The sequence below is a fragment of the Pacificispira spongiicola genome (assembly GCF_012926505.1).
GTDB lineage: Bacteria > Pseudomonadota > Alphaproteobacteria > UBA8366 > Aestuariispiraceae > Pacificispira > Pacificispira spongiicola.
This window is the reverse complement of record NZ_JABBNT010000001.1, coordinates 815,435-835,994: the sequence shown is the minus strand read 5'-3', so window position 1 is coordinate 835,994 and position 20,560 is coordinate 815,435. Positions and strand designations below refer to the sequence as shown.

Below are 20,560 nucleotides of genomic sequence, written 5' to 3'. Positions count from 1 at the left end.
CCTGCCCCGCATAATGGAGGATGCAGAGTATCATGCTGGGTTGTGGCGACAAGAAAAGGGCAAGAAATCGGAAACGAAAAATCGCAAGCACGGGATCAGTGCAGCATTGAGCAGGCGAAGCCTGCGAATACGCAGGTTCGTGACGTGGGACCACTTCACCTATCTTGCCGACCTACGACGTGAGACGAAGTGAGATTTTCCGAGATTTCGACCATCATTCCGAGTTTAAGTGAGATTTTTTGAGATTTAAGTTTGTATACAACCATTTAGAGAGTGCACCGTCGGGGCATAGACGATAAAGGGTTGCTACTCTCTTGGCCGGGGGTAGATTCCCTTCCCTCGTTCCTGCATGGAATCAAAGGTTTACTATGTCTCGACACCATCGGGTCGCGATATACGCGCGCTATTCATCCGACCTTCAGAATCCCTCGTCGATTGAAGACCAGGTGCATCTTTGTACCGATTTGATGAAGCGGGAACTTCACGTTGAGCGCCCGGCAGGAGTCTTCTCCGACGCGGCGATGACCGGCGCAACAATGCACCGACCAGGGATTATAGAGTTGCTGGCGGCGGTCGAGGCAGGTCTGGTCAACACAGTCGTTGCTGAAGGGCTAGACAGGCTGTCCCGCGACCTTGCGGATATCGCATCGATCTATCGAGTGCTCCAGAGCCGCGATGTTTCGATCCTCACAGCGCATGAGGGCCGTGTGACGGATCTTCATATCGGTTTCAAAGGCACGATGAACGCAATGTACCTAAAGGATCTGAAGGAGAAGGTCCGAAGAGCGCATGTCAGTCGCGTTGCTCAGGGGAGAGTTCCCGCCGGCCTTTGCTACGGCTATCGCGTGGTGAAGGGTGTGGTCGATGAGCGAGGGAATTACGAAACCGGTCTCAGAATGATTCACCCGGAGGAATCGGCGGTCGTGCTGCGTATCTTCGAAGAGTTTGCTGCAGGTACAATACCTCATCAAATTGCGCGAGGATTGAATAACGATGGTATTCCTAGTCCGGCCGGCCGCACCTGGCGATGCACGGCCATTCTCGGTGCTCCATCCCGAGGACAAGGGATTCTCAACAATGAAATGTACAATGGCTGGATCGTCTACAATCGGACTAAGCGTGTAGTCGACCCACAAACCGGTCGGGCACGGGCCGTTCTTAAGCCTAAAGAAGATTGGGCGCGGCGCTACGTACCCGATCTCCAGATCGTCACAGACGACCTGTGGGAGAGAGTTTTGCGCCGCCGGTCGGAAAGGCGCGCATCGCCGACGACGGGAAAGCCGCGTCGCGTCAGTGGTCAACCGGTCAACAAACGCCCCCTTACTTCTCTTACCTTCTGCGGCGTGTGCGGCGGGGAGAAAGGTATCGCGAATGCAGGCAGGTATGTATGCAATGTAGCGAGATTCCAGGATCAAAAGTGCTCCAACCATCGAGGCACCAGAGAAGAGGCCTTGCAGAGCGCACTATTTGCCTTTCTGTTCGATCGGATAGATGAGCGTGAAGACTGGTTAAAGAAGCTCCAAGTGGATCTGGAGCCGCGCAGACAGGCCTATGACGTGGTCGAATCTGAAATCCGGGACCTGGAAGTGCGGCGGTCGCGTTTGTTAGACGCGGTTGAAAAGGGTGTGAGACCGGACACGACGATTGATCGGCTGGTTTCCTTGGAAAGCCGATTGGATGAACTGAAGGCAATCACCCCGCCTCCAGTCGTGCCGCAATCAGCTTCTGAAGCGAAAGGGCGCCTTAAGACAGCGTTGAACAGGATGGAGATGCTGTTTTGGGAGCAGAAACATACTCGGCAAATACACCAAATGCTCCGGAGCCTTGTGGATCGTATTGAACTAACGCCTGACAATCTAAAATGTCAGGGCGAGCACATCAGCATCAACCTGAGTCGCCGCGCGTGGGGCGATTTTTACTGCACGGCAGCAGACATTTGGCCTGAGCTTTTTTCGTCAAACCGTTAGTCTTGCCTTCCATGTCTCAAATTTACGTAAGAAGGCGTCCAGAAATCTATGGGCTATTCACCTATTGAGAGGGGACTCCTACAATCCAACACGGCTCAGCTTGGCTTCATACGAAAATCGTACAAGTGACGTATTCTCGGATTCTCAAAATTGTGGCACGGTCCGAAGATGAATATTGAAGAAAGCAACCATGACTGGTCTGTGACCATTCCTGTCGCCCAGAGAAGCCGTCTGGGAATTACCATTCTGGCATGGGGGCTCTTTGTTGCGGCATGCCTTTGGTTCGGGAACGTCTTGGGGAATCCAGGCAAGGCTTCCATCGGAATTTTCGTTATCATCGCCAGTCTTTTCCTGCTCGCGGTTTTGCAGTCCGTGAACGCCTATTTCATAGGGGCTGGATTGCGCGGCCAGATTGTCCTTTCCCGCGACGGCTTTTCCGTGGGGAACGGGTGGCGCGGGCGAAAGCAGTATTCATGGACCGATGTTGCACGGTTTGGGGACATGCTGGTGTCACCTAATGATGGCAGCTCCACCTTGCGGATCGGTTTTTTCGGTAACCCGCCTAAGGAAGGAATGACTGAGCACTTTACCGAGTTTCCGGAGGAACTGGCCATTCCCCAGGATCGGGCGGTCGCGCTTCTGGACTATGTGCGTGAATTGCCGGCGGCGGAGCGGGAATTCCTGCCGAAAGATTTGGACGCGTGCCTGTCGAAAGTTCCGGCGTTGGAGGCAAGGTCGGAGCGACCGGATGCGTAGATCCATCGGACTGTCCTTCATCCCCGCCGCGATGGGGATACTCTCCATTTATGATGGCGCGCTCGGCGCCGCGGCTGTGGCGGCTGCCCTCGTACCGATATTTACCGCCGCTGATGTCCTTCGTTGGCGCGCAGCCGGACCCGATACGCCCCCTCCCGTTAAATCCGTCGGATTTTCCTTTCTACTGTTCGCGGCCTTCTTGGCTGTGATGGCCGGTCCGTACTGGATTTTTGTCCAGTTTCTGGTCGCCGACGCCGGATCGGATGAAGGACGGGCCGTATGGTTCGCCGTGCTGGGCGGCGGAGGAAGCACCGCCGTCGCTGCGACATTGGCGACACGTATTGCCTTGCATCCCTTCGCCAGTTGGGCCTTTGCGTTTCGAACACGCTTTCTTCCGTTCGCCGCCTACACCGCGACAATCGGGATCGAAACATCTTGGGCCGGATTTCCTGCGGGTCTTTCAGGAATTGCCGCCGTGATTGTCTATATTGCCCTTACGGCGCCGATCAAATGGCGGAGCCCCGCATCGGTCATTCTGCCAATAAGCGTGCTTCTCGCGGCTTGCAGTACCGTGCCATCCGATGCGCCCCCGGGGAAACTGGCATGGCGTGAAGGTTGGTCGGACGGCTGTAATTTTTCGCGCGCATTGTCCGGTTTCGGGAATGCGTGGTCAATCGATGTCACCAGGCAAAACAGTGATGAAGACTACGCCGAAGGCTTGAAGGCAGGCGCGGCGGATTGTGGTTGAGCATTAGGGAACGACAATCAGGACCCCGACATGACGAAAGTAAAGAAGGCAAACATTCAGACAGAAAATGGAACGGCGGGCTTTTGCGATCTCGATACCCTACGTTTCCTCGCTGTGGCGGCGTCTCTGTTACTTGCGGCAGTGTCTCCCGCCCGCGCGGGCATGCAGGATGACCTTGCCATGGCCGCGTCCTTCCAAAAGGTCGATGCGGTCCGGGCGGCCCTGTCCAACAACGCTGATCCTAACGCACCTTCCGGTGGGTTCCTGCCACTGGAATGGGCTTGCAAGGACATGCCGCGAAACTCCGCCGACGGGCGGGCGGTGATCCGTCTGTTGCTTCAAGCCGGGGCCGATCCGAACCGGATGAGCCCATCTGGCGCACCGCCGCTACATCTCAGCCGGGGAAACGCGGCCTGTATTGAAGAATTGCTCGCCGGCGGCGCGGATCCCGACATCCGGTCCGACCCGTCGACATCGACCTGTCCCTTTGCACCCACACCGGCCCTGGAAAGGATACTGTCTTGGTACAAGACGGAGGATGTCGCAAACGGCGTCCAGGCCCTTTTGGACGGCGGCGCGGATGCGGGAATCCGGGGATGCGACGGCAATTCGATGCATGCCATTATCGCCGGTATGTTTCTGCGGAAAATCGACCGATTGGAAAAATCCTCCCCACCCGCCGCCGGGTGGTGGCGTCCCTATGTGACGATCTGGCAGGCCCTGGACCGAAAGGCGATGGCCGACGCCGCGGCGCAGGACATGATGATCGACGCCCTGCAACGCGCCCGCATGATTGAAATGAACGCCCATTGACCAAATCGATGCAAACCAGGACCACCGACATGCGCAAAATTTTCTCGAAGCTGGCCGTCATCGCCGCGACAATCACCCTCTCGTCCCTTTCTTTTGCAAAAGGCGTTGTGGCTCAGAACCTGGAAAACAACCAAAATCAGATGAAGGAGATCGTCGAGGATTTCCTTAACGTGCCCAGCGACGGCGCCTTGAAGGATCTGGCGGATCAGCAGGGCGAGAATACGAAAACAGGGACGGTTGTCGCCTTGCAACCCGGTGACGTCGGGAAGCAACGGACGATTGAAAGCGAGCTGATGATCCTGGAAACGCTGTCCAGAAAGCCCGGGGAGTGACCATGACGGTTGGCAATAAGATGCGTGGCGGTCTCCTGGCCCTGTTTGCGGGAACCGTTCTGGCGTCCCCCGCCGCGGCGGAATGCCTGGCCGTCGATTTCCTGTACGAACACCGCGACCAGGTCCTGGCGATCGAAAGTCCGACGGCAAAGTCCGATTATATTCGCCAGGCGATTGCCTCGGCTTGGTCCACCGGTAGCGGCGCGACGTCCAAAACCCTGATGGCCTACGGCATGGGCGAAGGGTTGGCGACCGCGCCGTCGCGTGCTTTGACCGAAAGGGCGTTGTCCCTGGGGCATGGCGAGATGCTGAAACTCGCGAAAGGCGCGCCCGTGGACCAGCAACGGATCGCGGCGGCACTGTCCAAACTGAAGGAAGGCGCGGCCATCACCGACGATCTGAATATCTGGATGGATCGGTTGGGGATCCTTGTCGACGGGATCAGCGTTATCGAATGGTCGGTCGAGGCGATGCGCACCGGGGATCGCTATGCGAAGGCAAAGGCCGCGCAGTCCCTGTTGTCCATCGGACGCACCTTGACGGCCAAGGTCGTCGGCGGGTCGATGGGCGCGGTGATGGCATCGGCAAGCTTCCTGGATTATGCGATCACGTCCTTCGGCGACGCGGCGCATCAGGCCTATGACGCCAATTGGTACAATGCCTATCGCGAATATTACGACAATGGCGGCCGGAACGGCGCGTTTTGGGTCGATTTGCGCGAAACGAAGGGTGATGGGGCCATCGACGCGGAACTGAACCGCTTTTGGGACGACCCGTTTTCCTACGCCAATCTGCAGGGCAAGAATGTGCCGCGTCCCTTTATCGGGGATGCCCTGGCGATTGCGGAGAAAAAGAAAGTATATGCGGCACGCTATTTGGCCGAACGGGTAGAGCCCCAAGTCGCGGAGGAAACCGCGCGCCGGGCGGAAGCCGCCCTGGAAATGGCGTCGAAGGAATACCGGCGGGCATGTTTCGCGGCTAAGGAACAGGCCCAAACCCTTCAAGCCGTCGATACGATCCTTGCCTCCCTCCAGGAAGGGGACGATCCCAATGACCGCTTGTTTTTGGCCGTCCGTCAAAACGACATCGCCGCGATCGATGCGGCTTTGGCCGATGGCGCAGACCCGATGGCCCCGGTCCATGACGGATTGAATTCCCTGGACGCGAGCCTGATCCTGATGCTGTCCGAAGGCGACGGATATGACGGCGTGTCGCGCCTTCTCGAGGCGGGTGCACCGATTGCGCGCGCCTTTGAAGGCCAGACGCAAAATCCGCTGACCTCCGCCGTCGATCACAATAGCGTGGAGGCGGCTTCCTTCCTGCTGGAGAAAGGGTATCCGCCGGATATCGCCCGGCAGGATGGCCGAACGGCTCTGATGCTGGCATCTGCGAAGGGCAAGGGCGACATTGTGCAAATGTTGTTGGCCGCCGGGGCATCGGTCGGAAAGACGGATGCAGATGGTCTCGACGCATTGAGCTATGCCGCGAATGGCAGCCGATCCGACATTGTGCCGATTTTGACCGCCGCCGGCGGCACCCCCAATCGGGTGGCGGCGAATGGTCTGTCACCCCTGATCATCGCAGCGGCACGGGGCGACATGGCGACGGTGAAAGCCCTGGTCGACGCGGGCGCCGACCCGACACTGGCGGGAAAAGCGGGCGTACCCGCGACCTATGCCCGGAACAAGGGACACACGGAAGTCGCCGCCTATCTGGACGGCTTGATGCGGGGAAGCCCCTTCGTCGCGCCGGATGTCATGGTGGTGGAAAGCCTGATGCGATTGCCCGATGGTTTGTTGATCCCCGACCATGTCACGCAGGTGGAAGTCGAAGCCCATGTTCCGGCCAAACGGGAGGACGAAACACAAGGACGGTCCGTGCGGTTGACCGTATACGCCCCGGATGGCCGCACCGTACTGACCGCCGCTGATGAGGTCGATTATCGGAAAGAATATCGGCCAGAAGACAGTCGCCACTTCGGCAGCTACCTGCAACTCTGCGAGGAAACGCCGCCCATCGGTGGGTCGCGGTGCTTGGACGCGGGTGAATACCGTGTTGTCGCGGAACATGTTTCAGGCGGCGAAACCAAACAGTCCAGCGTTCGCTTTCGACTGGGCGACCCCTTTGATCGGGAAGCGGAAAACTGGGGGATCGGCGACGCCGTCGCGGCCGGGGATGTGGCCCGGATCGAACGCCTGATCGGCACCGGCAAGGCGAAACCCTTCGGAACCGGTTTTACGGAGCTGAGTGCCGCCGCCGCAACCGACAATCCGGCGGTTGTCCGGGCGGTGCTTGATTTCGGTGTCGACCCGAATGTCACGGTGTCCGAGCTAACCCCGGTTATTCTTGCCATGATGCCGGATCGCTATGCCCCGAACGCCGCGCGGGCATTGATCGATGCCGGGGGCAATGTCAACGCGGTGTGGAGCCGCCAGCAACTGTCCCTGTTGCATCTCGCTGCCCTGGCGAAGGACGTGTCGATGATCGACACCCTGTTGGCCCGGGGCGCGCGGGTCACATTGGACGATCGCGGCAATCCGCCGGGCTATTATATTTACTGGCTGCTGAAGGACCCCAATCTCGCCGTGCGGCTCGGTTACGACGAGGCAATGGAATACGAGCGGAAGGCAAACGAACCCGATTTCGATTGGGCCGAATTCGCCCGCCGCATGCAGCCCGCATTGCAGCAATTCGGTCAGAACGTGGCGGCGGCACAGATGCAATATCAACAGCGGATCGACGACATCAACGCCACCTACGATATCGGAATGTCCCAGATGTATCAGAGCCTGGGTCAAATTCAGTCGCCCTATACCCCGCCACTGCCGACTGTTTCCGCCTTTTCTACACCGGAAGTCGTCACGTCCGAAAACGCAACGAGCGCGCCCAGTCAAAGCGCCCAGAAGAACAGTTGCGCACGGATTTATGTTCAGGCGGCGGAGGACTACGACGCGAATCGCGGGGTCGGGGGAAATTTGGGGTTCTCGGCGGCGTCCTGCATATCGGCTTCCCGGTCGGAAGCGACGACCGTGTGCGGTGTGGCTATCCATCACGGTATTTGGCAGAACGGATACGACGGCTATGCCAATTTGGTATCGAATATGAAACCTGGAGCAATGGTCGTGTATCGATTTTCCGAGGACCATTCGGCGCGAAAAGAACTGGGGCGGTGCCGGCCGTAACCAACTAAGCCGGATGCAAGTGCCCGATAGACGGTCAGGAGCAGACTTATGCCCAATATCGACGCTACCTTGATTGTCGCATTTGTCACGGCGACGTGTGTATTGCCCACGGGATGCGCGTCTACCGATGAATCGGACGCATCTGCCGTTCTTCAGCGTCTCTATACCTTGCCCGATCCCGATTTTGCGGCATTCCACGATGACCAAAGGCGCCCCGCGTACTATTCGCCGCGGATTCACGCTCTGGCGCTTGCGAAGACAGCCTGTTTCCAACAGGTATTCGGCATGGACGGGTTGGATTTCGACTATATCGTCCCCGGCCAGGATTACGACATTCGGGACTTGTCGATTGAAACGATCTCCCAATCCGGCGACGCGGCGACGGCGCGGGTCGCCTTTGTGACCATGGGCGAAGCGGTGACGCTGGACTACTCGTTGTTGCGGGTCGACGGTCGTTGGCTGATCGACGACACGATGTACGACGGTCATTCCTTGGCCGGCGACCTTGCCGCGCCGTGCCAGTCCGACTGACGTCCCTGTCAGGCGATCCTACGGTAAGGTGAAAATATACGGTTCCGGACTGGGAATTTGGAAGGGGTCGGACCCACTTTTAGTCTTCCGTATCGCGAATTGGGCAACGAACCTGCCCGCGTTCTTCGGCATGAGGGAAAGCGGGATGCGGATTTCCACCGGGGCAGCGTCATAGTCCTTCGCCCCTGTCGTAAACGTCGTCGCCCCGACCGCCCCGTTGATGGGGGTCAATTTTGGCTGTCCACCGTCTTCGGACAACTGGCCGACAAGAACCATCGCCTGCGCGTCTATCCCCTCCATGCAGCAACGGCTGATCTTGCCACTGAAGACAAGGTCCTCCCCGTCGACGCGGTGCGCGATGCCGTTAATACTATTGGGGGAAAGTATCTGGTTCAGTTTCGCCGGGTTCAGCAAAAGACCACCATCGGGGACGCCGTACCGCCCGCGATCCGGACCGGCCGGATTGGCAGTCAGAAAATCAAAACTGGAAATCCGCTCCGCCACATTTTTGGGATTGAAGTGCTGCATCGACGTGCCTGCCAGAACAGCAGTTATAAAAGGTGCTGCATAAGACGTTCCACCGCCGACTTTTCCATTCGGAAAAGTGAAGGTTCCAGGCCCCATGACATGGGGAATAACGCTCCCCGACGGGGTCATCCCGTAACTGGAATAGACGGCTGGGGCGACCTTCCCATCTTTGGTTTTCGCAAAGGCCCCCACGAACATGACATAGGGGTTTTCATACTGCGCATGCGACTTGTGGGAATCTCGACCGTTTTGCCCTCCGGGGACGGTAAATCTCGCGCCGTTCACATAGAGCGTCATTCTGCGCCCTAAGAATCTTTCAGCCGCGTCCCCGGCATCGATCGCAACGATAAAGGGGGCGTCCTTCAACGGCCGGGTATCGACTTCGATATAAATCTGCCCAGGCACCGTCTTTAGTTTACTGGGTTCATCCTGTTCGGCGCGATAGGTCAGTTGCATTTCGCCATTTGTCGCCGCCTTTATGAAGGTGCGGAACTTACCGTCGACCTTCTGCTGAAGCGACACTGTGACGGGCGGGTCATCCGGATGGGCCTCCCAAAACATGCCGAGCAAAATGTTTTTCTGAGATGGTAGGACATTTGCGGCAAACGAATCGGTCCCATCCGCGCCGGTAAACTTGATGTATCCCTTGTCCGCCGCACTGACTGTCCAGCTGTGAAACTGCCGACGTTCGTTGCCGCTGCTGAACAGCGCAAACACTTCATGCTTCCGGAACAGTTCCATCGTATCCAGGATTGGATTGGGCCCTTGATAGTAAGGCGAAATCGCATGTCCAAGGCCAATACTTAAATTGACGAAATCGACCCCCCGGCCGGCCATATCCTGCACATACAATGACATTTGATCGGTAAATTCCGCATCCGCCAGCGCCAGGTCTGCTTCATAAAGATAGAATTTCGCATCGGGGATAACCGCCTGGGCGACTTGGAAGACTTTAAACCCATGGTCAGTACCGTTGCTGATCTTCGTACGTTTGAAAACGGACGCCGCCTTATCGCCGTTCTGGGTCAGCCATTCGTCGATTCCATGAAACCCCGCGTCGACGATCGCTACTTTCAATCCCCCCGTAGCGACGCCGAATCTCCCGGGATAGCCAACCGCGTTCAATCCTTCCTGGAAGGTAAACGGTTCCGTTCCCAATTCGTCGGCATGCCCCACAGACGTAACGGTAACCGCAGCAAAAAACACGGCGGATAGAAGCCCGCGCGCCCAAGACATATTCATAGATCACTCTCCCAAATTCGTTGCATGCGCGCCCACGCGGTATCAGCCGCGGACACCGATACCGGCGCCCTCACACAGGCTCTCCCGGGACCGCTCTCGCATCGCGGCTTCTTCCTGACTCGTGCCGTTCAAGGTTTCGACGAGGTTCTTGTTGATCTTCGCCCAGGTATCCGGGCCCGCATTCGGATCGACCGGCTGGGGAATTTCGAACTTTGTCTTTTCGACCAGCTTCAGATCCCCCGAATGAAGCGCAAGTCGGACCGTTGCCCCGTCTTCCACGGCAATGACATCTCCAGGGTTGACCTGCATGCCGGGGGTCGCGGGATAGCTGCGCAGACCGCGCACCACGAATGCCCTGCCGGTAACGTCGCTGATGGTTTGCGGCGGCAGGCTCGGAACATCGCCCTCCGCGACTTCACACGCAGCATCGGGCATTGAGAAATCGTAATCGTCCGGACCGCGCCAGGTCGTCGCGTACCGCGTTTCGGTCATGACTGACGCAGAGTTTATCGATTGCCATTGATTGCGGTAATCTGAACAACTCGCATTCATCTTCGCGTTGGGGCAGCCTTGTGCGGCGGCGGACGCAATTGCGCTGCACCAGTCATTTGCCTGCGATTGCCCCGTCCGGACCAGCGATTTCAGGCGGTTTTGCAGGTCGTGGATTTCCGACCAGGTTCCGTCCAGGACAGACGCCATCCTTTCGGCTTCGGGCATATTGCCGTCTTTCCGATACTGCCGATATTGCGCGCGTTCATTCTTGGCACGGCTTACCGCGGCGTTGAATTGCCGGATCTGTTGATTGTAGGTTCCCGTCGTCTCGAACAGCGTTTGGTAAGTGCCGCGAGTACCAAGCAATACAGCCGCGCAATTTATCTCAGGTTCTTGGGGCGCTTCAGTCTGCGCATAGGCGCTTGCGGACGCGACGCCCCCTATTGCGATTAAACCCAAAACTCGAAGTAACATCCGTGCCTCCCGCGAAAAGGAATTGAGGATCCCCCAATCGATTAACGCTTACCGTGACACCGCTATTAGACCGCAGAAACGAAAGGGCGTCACTAGTACAAGTGGCTGATATGGCCCTGAAATAGACCACGCGCGGTATTGATGCCTGGAACTCTGGAATACAGCCGACACGATGCGATCACGTTAGGCGAAGATTGAGAAAACTCCCCAAATCGATGCCAGAACTATGATCACGCCGGGTAGAAGATGGCGGCGCTGAACCTCATAGCGTTTCATAAGCCAAGCCACCGGCAGTAGACTCGCCAGGAACATCAAATAAAAATATAATTCGTTGCCGTAAGACAGGAGCTCGGCATACGCCAAGAGCCCGGTGGCACCCAGAAAGACGAGGTAGCTTCCAACGACGATTACCGACCCGACCGCATAGTCGGCAATGGTGGATCTATTCGACATTTTCTATTCTTCATCCGTCTTTTGATGCGCGACAAGATCGCTTTCGATTATAGCGATTCTTGGGTTGTGGCGCGGCGTAAAATCCCGCGCTTCGAAGGAAAATTCGGTTTCGGACCGCCGTTTCAACCTGTACGGCCAGCAGGTGGCGATGAGGTTTTCCGCGTGGCCAGTGTCTACGGTCAGGCGGAATGATCCGATCGGCCCTGCCCAGTTGCCCCCGGTGGTAAGGATATACCCGACGTGACGGACGACCGGTACGAGGTGGTCGGCGGCACCGGAATGCAAGGCACGCCAAATCGACTCGTCGGGACAGAATTCATCACGGATCCATGTCGACAAGCCCGCATCCGTGGGCGCACCGCTCAGCGCGGACATGAATTGGAAGACTCCAGCCAAGGGGACATAGCTATGCACCACCTCGGTCAGATGTCCCGCCTTGAACCGGTGCGACCATGTGTAGGTCAACCGAAACTTCCATTTCATGCTTTCGAAATTGCCCAGCAATCCAAGCGCGCGCATACGATCCTTAACGGTCTCTGTTTCGGTAGAGGCACTTTCATAGAAGTCGCGCGTATAAAGCGGGGATTGCGGCTTCAAGGGAAATCCTTCGGCGCGAAACACGTCCGTTATGTTTCGATCGGTAAGGTCGAAAACTTCGACGGTTTCGGACGCTTGAACCTGTATCTCATCGACGGTTGTTTCGAAGGTCATGTAGGCCCCGTCTGTCGCCGTTTCAGGTGTCCGGTCAACAAGGTCGTTGGCGAAAACCGGCGGCAACGGAAATCCGACGGTCAAGGTGACATCTTCCGGCGTCACATTCTCAAAGATGTACCGAACCCGGATACGATCAGTCGAAATGAAGAGATCTTCCGATACGATACGGATCGCGTCGGTTCGTGCGAAGTCGATACCCCCGGCATCAATTGCAATAACGCTGTCATTCGCCAGGCACGGAATCGCGAGAAGCCCAAAGCACAGGATTGAAACCGAAATTTGCCGCGGCAAGCGCAGTTTGATTCCGGTCCATGGTTTTTGACTAGGTCTCCACATGGTGGAAATCATCAAGCCGTTCCGGGAAATGCGCCATCCGACAGATGTGCTATTCCCCCCTTAAAGGAAGACCGCGTATTATGGTCTTTCGGATCAGGTATGGAGAGTAGAAGTGGACCGTATCGTAATCGCCGACGACCACCCGATTTTTCGGGAAGGGATGCGCCGCACCGTACAGAGGGCGTTCCCTGGGGCGCAGATATTGGAAGCGGATTCCGTCGATGGCGTCCGACGCCTTTCCGACGCTTCTCGAACGGCGCCGGTCATGTTCGTGCTGGACTACCTGTTTCCCGGACTGGGGACGCCAGATCGTATTGCATCACTTCGTACGGACTATCCGATTTCGTCACTTGTCATCGTCTCCATGGTAGACGACCCGGACACGATAGAGGCGATCATGAAAGCCGGGGCGGACGGTTTCATCAACAAGTCGATCCCTCCGACGGAAATCGTAAGCGCCTTGCAAGCCGTTGCGGACGGCGAATTCGTGTTGCGGACGGAAGCCTCCACGACACCACCACCCAGCAAAAACATCTCGCTACAAACGCTTTCGGCACGACAACGGGAGGTTCTGGCCTGTATCGGGCGGGGACTGGCGAACAAGGAAATCGCTCGGGAGCTGGATATCTCACCCCACACGGTGCGGGTTCACGTCTCAGCGCTGCTCCGCGCGTTGGACGTGCCGACACGATCGGCGGCGGCCGCCGCCGCAGCCGAGGCCGGTTTGGTCTGACCGCTCAATACTGTCAGAAGAAGCGACCGAACCTGTGCCGGGCGGGCCGGCTTTTCCAAAACGGTAAGCCCAGCGGCACGGGCACCGTCTTCGATGTCTCGCGACAAAGACCCGGTTACGATGGCGGCGGGCACGCCCAGGGATTGCTTGGTTTGGCTGGCATACGCCAACCCGTCGACACCCGGTCCTAGATCTCGGTCGACAAACAGGAAATCCGCCGCCCTCGCGATTTCCAGATCCGGCGGCGCGGCGAACACCGAAACGTCACACCCCCACTTTTGCAGCAACTGACGCATGCCTTCGCGGGTCGCGGTATCGTCATCCACGACAAAAATGCGCGCACCGTCCAACTGCGATCCGATCCTTTGGTGGTCAACCTCACGGCTGGCCGCGGCCGCCTCGGCGCGAACCAGACCGCTAATCCGAAACACCGTCCCGTTCGGCGGCTTGCTTGACGCATCAACGGCAAGGCCCAGAATATCCGAAAGCTTCCGAACAATGGACAGGCCCAGTCCCAAGCCGCCGACCGTAGTGTTTTCCACCGGTGTCAGACGGACGAATTCTTCGAAGACACGGTCGATATCACCCGGTTCAAAGCCTGGGCCGGTATCGTGAACCTCCACACTGATCCGACCCTTTTGGCGGCGGCATCCGATAAGCACCTTGGCGCCAGGCGCATATTTTATGGCGTTCGCGACGAGGTTTTGAACCATCGTGGACAACAGCGCCGGGTCGGTTCGCACCCAAAGCCGATTGGGAACGTAGCGTAAGGTTACTCCCCGTTCCTGGGCGGCAGCCTGGTTTTGCAGGATGATCCCCCCCAAAACTTCGTCGAGCGCGAAATCGATCTCCAGGGACCTCACGCGCCCATTTTCCAAGGCAGTCAGGTCGAGCAACGATCTGAACAAACCGCTCATCGATATCACCGATTGCTCAATTTGGGACAGGAGCGCTCTTGTCTCTTGGGACGTGGCATGATCCTTGAGACATTCAGCGAATAAACCGATGGCATGGACCGGTTGGCGTAAATCGTGGCTGATATGGGCCAGCAATCGGGATTTTGCAGTGCTGTTGTTCTCGGCGATTAGGCGAATGCGTTCCAACTCTGCGGTCGTCAAAGTTAGATTCGAAACTTTGTCCGCTAGGGACAATGACAATTCAGCATTCTTCGTGAGGAACGCCTGCATCCGCTTCCCCAGCATCGTGATGATCACGCCGTACAGCACGATCATGATTGCCACAGCCAAATTCTGATTCGTTACCGTATGCGTAATATGCGCCAATGCTAGAAGTGGGATCGCGGTCCAGATCGATGCAAGGAAGACGCGCTGTTCCACATGTTGTGTGCTTACGGCTCCAAGTGCCGTTCCACCGACGACAAGCGTATAAAGCATCAGAAGATCATTCGACAGGGGAGCTACAATGAATGCTCCCAACCCCCAAAGGGTCCCGATGATAGCGGTCAGTACCGCGTAATGCCGTGTATAACTATCGAGCTCATAGGGATTTTTCTGCTTTTCGGAGAGGTATCGTTTCGCCAGCATTACCGCGGAAAATGAGAATACCGATATAGTGCAAAACCATATGATTGCTTTACCTGAGGCATCTTTCGATTCAGGTGCACTCAGAATTAATAGCAGGGTCAATGCGACCACACCGACGTGAACAAGCCAGTTCTTAGACGCACCGGCAAAAAGAAAGTCCGTGCGCCAAGACGGAGATAGCACGAAATTTATCGATTTATGGTTCACCAAGTTCCCGATTCTTCTCTTTGATGTGATTTTCTCGCTATATCGGGGCATCAACCCAGAACCGTCTATTATCCGAGAAGATTACTCGAATTTCGAAATAAATGATCTCGTTGAGGCTCGCATACTTGGTTGCATTCTTTGATCCTTTAGTCGAAACACCTGACAGCCTACGTTAGATCGAAATTTCTACCACATTAGGGGAACATGCCATTTGCTTGTGCAATGGTCCGCTGGGAAAAGATTGCAGCGATGTCTTTTTTAGATGTGCAATCTAAATGGCAGTTGATCGTGGAGCTTAAGGACTTAGCTGGATTGAAATTAGATCGTGTTCGGCGAACAGTACCAGCGAAGTAGGCGACCGGAGAACGAATTGGATCTGTTGTCCTGGTCAAAGCCTTCATGGCTGTTACGAGCAAGGCTATAGCAGCATCTGCGCCACGCTTGCGGAGCGCGCGACTATAGCAAGCTGAAGTGATATCAGGTAGCAACACGGAACGTATCCTGTCGATTCTGATATGCAATTCGTCGTTGGCAGCGCTGTGCGAAACAGGACTACCGTCAAGTAGCGGAATGGCCTGGATAACGATTTGTCGGTCGTCGGCATTGAAGGTAGATCCCGGGGGCGGCAATCGGCTCACGCCACTCCTGCCGTTAACGATCCTACAAATTTTGTTTGTCTGCGATGGCGTAGGATTCTCTGTAGGATTAAGAGATTTATTATCTCTTAAACCAAGGGGGGCGGTGTCTTGACCCCCTATACTCATCTTTGGCGACACGTATGGACCAAGCCATTGGACCAGGTGCCGGCAGGGCAGGTAGAGATTTGGGGCGTTCTTGCGGACGGAAATCCGCTCACGGCGCACGTAGATCAGGCTGCGTTCGATGAGCAGGCGTATCGTCGTTTTGACGGAACTGCGGGAGCATTCGGCGCGGTCGGCTAGCTGATCGTGGGTTAGGTAGGTCGCATTGCGTTTTGCCTTCAGGCATTCGCGAAGGAGTTCGACCAAGATGCGGGATTGTGTGTCAGTCAGGTCCTTGATTGTCCAAATCCCAGACTCGACGCACCAGCGGCGGGCATTGGCGCTTGCACGTCTGCGCTCGGCAGCGTCGCTGTAGAGATTGCGTAGCGGTTTGATTGCCGATTTCGCGGCTTTGTCGGCCGGCTTCAGGAGGTCAAGGCCGCAGCTTGCCGGATGTTGCTCATAGTCGCGATACTGTCTGATCTGTCGTTCTTCAGCCAAAACTTCGTAGCGGGCGAAGGCATCCGGGTCAGCTTCCTGCAAATCCTTCGCTAGGCCGGCGATCTCGCGGCAGGCAGTGAGCGTGTTTATTTCTCGCGCATCCATGGCGGCATGGAGCCGCTGAATGCGGGACAGCACCGGGTGGTACATGCGTATCCTTCCCGGGGCGCGGAGAGCGCATTTGGGCAAAGCTCATCCGTTCGGAAAACTGGCGTTTCCCGTTGACAGGCGCTCAGAAGCCCAATAGCCTCACTTTCAGGAAGATTTCGTTGCGAGGCTCTGCTATTGGGCTTCCGGCGTTATAAAGGAGCCAGGGCCTTGCAGGGCCGCTGGCTCTTTTTTTGTCCGGATTTTATTCGCGTCCTAAGCGTATATCCGCAACCCCCTCTCGTTAGGGCTTGCAGTCCAGCCGGTGGGACCATAGAATCGGTCCCAAGCGAATCAGCAGAAAAAGTTGGTGTCCCCGGCGGGATTCGAACCCACGGCCCCAGGATTAGGAATCCTGTGCTCTATCCTGCTGAGCTACGAGGACACGGGCCGCCGGTTGGGACGGCCGCGCCCGCTATATCATAGGGCAGGGCGTTGGGGAAAGGGGCGTTTCGCCGTCTTTCCCGGAGCAGCGCCGTCGGTCGGCCAGTGTTACCGAGCCTGATTTTCCAGTTTTCGGACCTTCTTTTCCAATCCGGCGATATGGCCGTCGAGCAGTCTGGGCAACATCGCTTGCAGGATCGTGGCGATCCGTTCGCCGCGTCCGGGGAAGACGCGGGGCTTCCCCGCCAGAACCGCTGTCCAGATTTTGCGGGCGATGTCCTCCGGCGCGTCCAGGACCATGCCCATCGGCTTGGTCAGTGAATCGAAACTGTCGGCGGCGGGCGTTTTTGTGGCGCGCGGTGCGGCATAGGTGACGCCGATACCGTCGGCGGCGAGTTCCCGGCGCAATCCGTCGGACAGTCCGCGCAACCCGAACTTGGTGGCGGAATAGGACGCGAAGCGCGGGAAGGCGATGTCGCCGAACATCGATCCGACATTGACGATGCGTCCGGCACCAGCCTGCCGCAGCAAGGGCAGGGCAAGGCGGATCAGGGCGGCGGGCGCGATCAGATTGACCGTCAGCAACCGGGTGAAATCCGCTTCCGGCATGGATTCGAACGGGCCGACGGCGACGCTGCCCGCATTGTTGACCAGGAAGTCGAGCCGTCCGAAGCGGTCGCGGATGAAATCGACAATCGCGGCGCGGTCTTCGGGCTCGATGATGTCTGCCGCGCGGACATGGACCTTGGCCGATTCCGGCATTAACGACGCCGTTTCCGTCAACGCGGCGGCCCGCCGTCCTACCAGCACGGTTTCAATCCCAAGGGTTGCGGCCTGGATCGCCAAGGCGCGGCCGATCCCGCTTCCCGCGCCGGTGATCAGGGCGATTTGCGCATCAGGCCGCATCGTTCAGAACCTCTTTTGGGGTCAGGTCGCGGAAGATATCGCCGAACAGCCGATAGATCAGCTTCGCCGCCTCCACCACGGCGGCTTCGGCCTTGGCGTCGGGTAAGGCGTTGACCAGGCTTTCGAAGAAACGGACATGATCCTGGTCGAGGGACCCATGGGACAGCAGGTAGGAGAAGCCGCCGGTCGGGGGCGATCCGTCCGGTCCGGTCAGGGCGGCGGCGATTCCGGCCGCGGCCTTGTCGGCGAGGGCGACCGACATGCCCTCAAGAACATGCACCATACCCAGCAGCGCATAGGGGCTGATCCGGTCGATCATATAGTATGCGTAGCCGACCATGATCCGGGTCGCCGGGCTGCCGTCACCAGCGGCGACAGCCTCTGCATCGCCGCCCAAAGCCGCGATGTCGTTCAGAATCCAGTCTTCGTGGCCGCGTTCCTCTTCCAGATATTCCAGAAGGGCTTCCCGGTAATGCTTGTCGCCCTTGCGGCAGCGACCGAGCGCCGTCGCCAGCAGCGGGCAGGTATGGCGGACATGATGATACGCCTCCCCCAGATAGGCGATGTAGAGATCGCGGTCGATCCGCCCGGCCAGCGCGGCCTGAATCACCGGGATCGACTGGAAGGATAGGCGTTCGGCCTCGGTTTGTTGCAGAAGGCGGTCATAGAATGGAACATTTGTCATTGGGCCAGTGTCTCCATATGCGGGGCGGGTCGGTTGAGGGCGATTTCTATCCGGGAATCCCCGTTTGCGACGGTGACCCGGTCGGGCCGTGCGTAGTCGGGTAAGGGGGCGAACAGGGCAGTGAAAATACCGGCAACGGTTTCCGGCGGCATGGCCGCCACGGATTCGGATGCCCAGGGCCGAATGCCGACAGTCAGATGCGGAGCGTCATTGCCGATGCCGTCCGCGCGGGCGGACCCAACCCAAGCGACGGATAGCGCCAGGCTTTCCAGCCATTCCGGAGAGAGATTCCGGCCATTGGACAGTGTAATGCGCCGGTCCTTGCGCCCCAAGACGGTGATGCTGCCGTCGGCGCCGATACGTCCCAAATCGCCCGTGCGCCAGACCGCGTCCTCCAACGGTGCGCTGCCCAGATAGCCGATCATCACGCCGGGACTGCGGACGACGATTTCGCCATCGTCCAGTTCGACCCGGGTGCCGGGAAGGGGCTGCCCGGTCGTCGGGATCGTATCGGTCGTCCGGATCGTATCGGTCGTCGGGATCGTATCGGTCGACGGGGCAAGATCGCTACCGCCTCGTTGAACCGATACGACGGAACAGCATTCGGACAGACCGTAGCCGAAACGGACGGGAAGACCCAGCCGACGCGCCATTGTCAGGGTTTCCCCGGCGATCGGCGCGCCGCCGACCGCGACCAGGCGCAGACTGTCCGGCGGCTGCCATCCGGTCATCTTCGCAAATTGGACCAGCCCGGTCACCTGTTGAGGGACGAGGACGGTCGTCGTCGGTCGGGTTTCGCTGAGTGCCGTCGCCGTGGGTCTGATATCGCCGCCGAGTGCGGCAAGGCAGGCCTGGGATGCCAGGACGATTTCCGCGCCCAGGCTGAGCGGCAGGAAGTATCCCGCAATCTGTTCCAGCAGCAGGGATGGCGGTAACAGGCTGAGATGCTTGTCGTCCGGCGATGCCGCGGCGGCGGATTCCAGTGCGCCTAGCGAGAAGTCGATCTGTCGGTCGCCATGCCGGACGCCTTTCGGCGCGCCGGTCGTGCCGGAGGTGTAGATGACCCGCTCCCCCCCGCCAGGATAAATAAGATCCGGTTCCTTGGCGTGTGTCGCGGCCGCCGCGTGCAGGACTTCGTCGTTCAGCAGGATCGGTGGGTGTTGCAGAGCGATCGACGGTGCGGGAAAATCACAAACGACGACGATATCTACCGACGCGTCGGATAGAATATGCGTCTGCTGATCGGGACTGAAGAAGAAGGGAATCGGGACAACCCGGCAACCTCGCAGCGTGGCGGCGAGATCCGCGGCGATCCAGGACGCGGAGGGAAGCCCCGCGAGTCCTACCACCTTTGCCGCGTCCGGTATTCGATTGCGGATGAATTCGACGGCGGCGGCTAGTTCGGCATAGGTGAACGACAGCCCTTCAAGCCGACGCACGGCAACATGATCGGGCGCCGACTCGGTGCATTCTTGGAATCGGGTAAATAGCTTATGCACGGTGGATATCCTGCATTCTACGATCGAAGGAAAGAGCGGCGGCGCGGCTGCAACAGGTCTCCCCGAATACGGCGCAAACAAAGGGATCCGTCTCGTAATAGCGTCCCCAGATGTCCGGATCCGGCGCACGGTTCCGTTCCGCCCGTGCCACCTCGATCAGGCCGACCCCTGCGCGCAACAGGCTGTGTCTCAGTGGGCGCGTTGCTGTAAATAGGCCCCATCGCATGCCCGCATCCCGACCATCCGCGATGATGAAATCGATCAGCCGAAATGCCGCACCGGGACGCAGGGCCGCCAGAGTCGTGACTTCCAGTATCGTTTCCCGCGCGACCGGTTCAACGGCCAGCCGGGCGATTGCCTGTTCGACGGGTAGGTCCAGATAGGTTTCCGAAAAGAAACCGCTGGCCGCGGTTCGTATTCCTGCGGCACAGACGGCGGTTCCCGTTGAGTCGATGGCGACGGCCAATCGATCGGGAAACTGCTGGACTGCGGCACCGTAGCGGCGATGATAGACGTCCTGGATCAGGGCTTCGGCAATCGCGCGGTCCGGGTCGGTGCGGGTTACGATTTTGAACTGCATGTCGTGACGTTTCCTGGGATGGTCAGACCAGTCCGGCGCCGATCGGCGTCAGCGTTCATGGGGTGG

General features: G+C 58.2%; 18 protein-coding genes and 1 tRNA gene. 8 read left to right on the top strand and 11 right to left on the bottom strand.

Features of this window, described 5'->3' with window-relative positions; all coding sequences use genetic code 11:
- Nucleotides 1-368 precede the first annotated feature (368 nt).
- The 7 genes from HH303_RS03855 to HH303_RS19985 all read left to right on the top strand — a co-directional run bounded on the left by HH303_RS03855 (nt 369) and on the right by HH303_RS19985 (nt 8,329).
- The gene (locus HH303_RS03855) at nt 369-1,967 is read left to right on the top strand and encodes a recombinase family protein (protein ID WP_169623864.1); all 1,599 of its coding nucleotides are present in this window, start codon (nt 369-371) and stop codon (nt 1,965-1,967) included.
- A 168-nt stretch (nt 1,968-2,135) separates the two neighbouring features.
- Nucleotides 2,136-2,723 carry a hypothetical protein gene (locus HH303_RS03850; protein ID WP_169623863.1) on the top strand — a complete coding sequence of 196 codons (588 nt, stop codon included), beginning with the start codon at nt 2,136-2,138 and terminating at the stop codon, nt 2,721-2,723.
- On the top strand, nt 2,716-3,471 hold the full coding sequence (locus HH303_RS03845; RefSeq protein WP_169623862.1) for a hypothetical protein: 756 nt from the start codon (nt 2,716-2,718) through the stop codon (nt 3,469-3,471). Before HH303_RS03850 ends, HH303_RS03845 begins: the two co-directional genes overlap by 8 nt.
- A gap of 30 nt (nt 3,472-3,501) precedes the next feature.
- Nucleotides 3,502-4,284, top strand: coding sequence for an ankyrin repeat domain-containing protein (locus tag HH303_RS03840; protein WP_169623861.1), 783 nt, complete (start codon nt 3,502-3,504; stop codon nt 4,282-4,284).
- Nucleotides 4,285-4,313: 29 nt separating this feature from the next.
- Nucleotides 4,314-4,616, top strand: coding sequence for a hypothetical protein (locus HH303_RS03835; RefSeq protein ID WP_169623860.1), 303 nt, complete (start codon nt 4,314-4,316; stop codon nt 4,614-4,616).
- A gap of 2 nt (nt 4,617-4,618) precedes the next feature.
- Entirely contained in the window at nt 4,619-7,798 is a 3,180-nt protein-coding gene (locus HH303_RS03830; protein WP_169623859.1) for an ankyrin repeat domain-containing protein, read from the top strand.
- Between the two features lie 285 nt (nt 7,799-8,083).
- On the top strand, nt 8,084-8,329 hold the full coding sequence (locus tag HH303_RS19985) for a nuclear transport factor 2 family protein (protein ID WP_227421498.1): 246 nt from the start codon (nt 8,084-8,086) through the stop codon (nt 8,327-8,329).
- Nucleotides 8,330-8,347: 18 nt separating this feature from the next.
- On the opposite strand, the gene HH303_RS03820 is transcribed toward HH303_RS19985, so the two are convergent.
- The 4 genes from HH303_RS03820 to HH303_RS03805 form a co-directional block, all read right to left on the bottom strand.
- Nucleotides 8,348-10,099: a S8/S53 family peptidase gene (locus HH303_RS03820; RefSeq protein WP_169623857.1), complete on the bottom strand. Its 1,752-nt coding sequence runs from the start codon at nt 10,097-10,099 to the stop codon at nt 8,348-8,350.
- Between the two features lie 42 nt (nt 10,100-10,141).
- A complete protein-coding gene (locus HH303_RS03815; RefSeq protein WP_169623856.1) occupies nt 10,142-10,816 on the bottom strand; it encodes a hypothetical protein in 675 nt (224 codons plus the stop codon).
- Nucleotides 10,817-11,248: 432 nt separating this feature from the next.
- Entirely contained in the window at nt 11,249-11,518 is a 270-nt protein-coding gene (locus tag HH303_RS03810) for a hypothetical protein (protein ID WP_169623855.1), read from the bottom strand.
- A 3-nt stretch (nt 11,519-11,521) separates the two neighbouring features.
- Entirely contained in the window at nt 11,522-12,523 is a 1,002-nt protein-coding gene (locus tag HH303_RS03805) for a DUF4424 family protein (RefSeq protein ID WP_169623854.1), read from the bottom strand.
- Between the two features lie 157 nt (nt 12,524-12,680).
- Here HH303_RS03805 and HH303_RS20235 point away from each other — a divergent pair, with 157 nt between their 5' ends.
- The gene (locus tag HH303_RS20235) at nt 12,681-13,301 is read left to right on the top strand and encodes a response regulator transcription factor (protein WP_319637301.1); all 621 of its coding nucleotides are present in this window, start codon (nt 12,681-12,683) and stop codon (nt 13,299-13,301) included.
- Here the strand turns inward: HH303_RS20235 and HH303_RS03795 are convergent.
- The 7 genes from HH303_RS03795 to HH303_RS03765 form a co-directional block, all read right to left on the bottom strand.
- Nucleotides 13,217-15,052 (bottom strand): ATP-binding response regulator, encoded by a 1,836-nt coding sequence (locus HH303_RS03795; protein ID WP_169623853.1) that lies wholly within the window; start codon nt 15,050-15,052, stop codon nt 13,217-13,219. The genes HH303_RS20235 and HH303_RS03795 overlap by 85 nt on opposite strands.
- 194 nt (nt 15,053-15,246) lie before the next feature.
- Nucleotides 15,247-16,443 (bottom strand): hypothetical protein, encoded by a 1,197-nt coding sequence (locus HH303_RS03790; RefSeq protein WP_169623852.1) that lies wholly within the window; start codon nt 16,441-16,443, stop codon nt 15,247-15,249.
- 305 nt (nt 16,444-16,748) lie between these two features.
- Nucleotides 16,749-16,825: transfer RNA gene (locus HH303_RS03785), tRNA-Arg, on the bottom strand.
- 107 nt (nt 16,826-16,932) lie between these two features.
- On the bottom strand, nt 16,933-17,730 hold the full coding sequence (locus tag HH303_RS03780; protein WP_169623851.1) for an SDR family NAD(P)-dependent oxidoreductase: 798 nt from the start codon (nt 17,728-17,730) through the stop codon (nt 16,933-16,935).
- Complete coding sequence (locus HH303_RS03775) at nt 17,720-18,415, bottom strand: TenA family transcriptional regulator (RefSeq protein WP_169623850.1); 696 nt, start codon at nt 18,413-18,415, stop codon at nt 17,720-17,722. Before HH303_RS03775 ends, HH303_RS03780 begins: the two co-directional genes overlap by 11 nt.
- A complete protein-coding gene (locus HH303_RS03770) occupies nt 18,412-19,914 on the bottom strand; it encodes an AMP-binding protein (RefSeq protein ID WP_169623849.1) in 1,503 nt (500 codons plus the stop codon). The genes HH303_RS03775 and HH303_RS03770 overlap by 4 nt, the downstream gene beginning before the upstream one ends.
- The gene (locus HH303_RS03765; protein WP_169623848.1) at nt 19,907-20,494 is read right to left on the bottom strand and encodes a thermostable hemolysin; all 588 of its coding nucleotides are present in this window, start codon (nt 20,492-20,494) and stop codon (nt 19,907-19,909) included. The genes HH303_RS03770 and HH303_RS03765 overlap by 8 nt, the downstream gene beginning before the upstream one ends.
- Nucleotides 20,495-20,560: the final 66 nt, after the last annotated feature.

Coding starts and splice junctions, on each gene's coding strand:
- HH303_RS03855 (WP_169623864.1), top strand. CDS start 369: ATGTCTCGACACCATCGGGTCGCGATATACGCGCGCTATTCATCCGAC.
- HH303_RS03850 (WP_169623863.1), top strand. CDS start 2,136: ATGAATATTGAAGAAAGCAACCATGACTGGTCTGTGACCATTCCTGTC.
- HH303_RS03845 (WP_169623862.1), top strand. CDS start 2,716: ATGCGTAGATCCATCGGACTGTCCTTCATCCCCGCCGCGATGGGGATA.
- HH303_RS03840 (WP_169623861.1), top strand. CDS start 3,502: ATGACGAAAGTAAAGAAGGCAAACATTCAGACAGAAAATGGAACGGCG.
- HH303_RS03835 (WP_169623860.1), top strand. CDS start 4,314: ATGCGCAAAATTTTCTCGAAGCTGGCCGTCATCGCCGCGACAATCACC.
- HH303_RS03830 (WP_169623859.1), top strand. CDS start 4,619: ATGACGGTTGGCAATAAGATGCGTGGCGGTCTCCTGGCCCTGTTTGCG.
- HH303_RS19985 (WP_227421498.1), top strand. CDS start 8,084: ATGGACGGGTTGGATTTCGACTATATCGTCCCCGGCCAGGATTACGAC.
- HH303_RS03820 (WP_169623857.1), bottom strand. CDS start 10,099: ATGAATATGTCTTGGGCGCGCGGGCTTCTATCCGCCGTGTTTTTTGCT.
- HH303_RS03815 (WP_169623856.1), bottom strand. CDS start 10,816: ATGCCCGAAGCCGAAAGGATGGCGTCTGTCCTGGACGGAACCTGGTCG.
- HH303_RS03810 (WP_169623855.1), bottom strand. CDS start 11,518: ATGTCGAATAGATCCACCATTGCCGACTATGCGGTCGGGTCGGTAATC.
- HH303_RS03790 (WP_169623852.1), bottom strand. CDS start 16,443: ATGTACCACCCGGTGCTGTCCCGCATTCAGCGGCTCCATGCCGCCATG.
- HH303_RS03780 (WP_169623851.1), bottom strand. CDS start 17,730: ATGCGGCCTGATGCGCAAATCGCCCTGATCACCGGCGCGGGAAGCGGG.
- HH303_RS03775 (WP_169623850.1), bottom strand. CDS start 18,415: ATGACAAATGTTCCATTCTATGACCGCCTTCTGCAACAAACCGAGGCC.
- HH303_RS03765 (WP_169623848.1), bottom strand. CDS start 20,494: ATGCAGTTCAAAATCGTAACCCGCACCGACCCGGACCGCGCGATTGCC.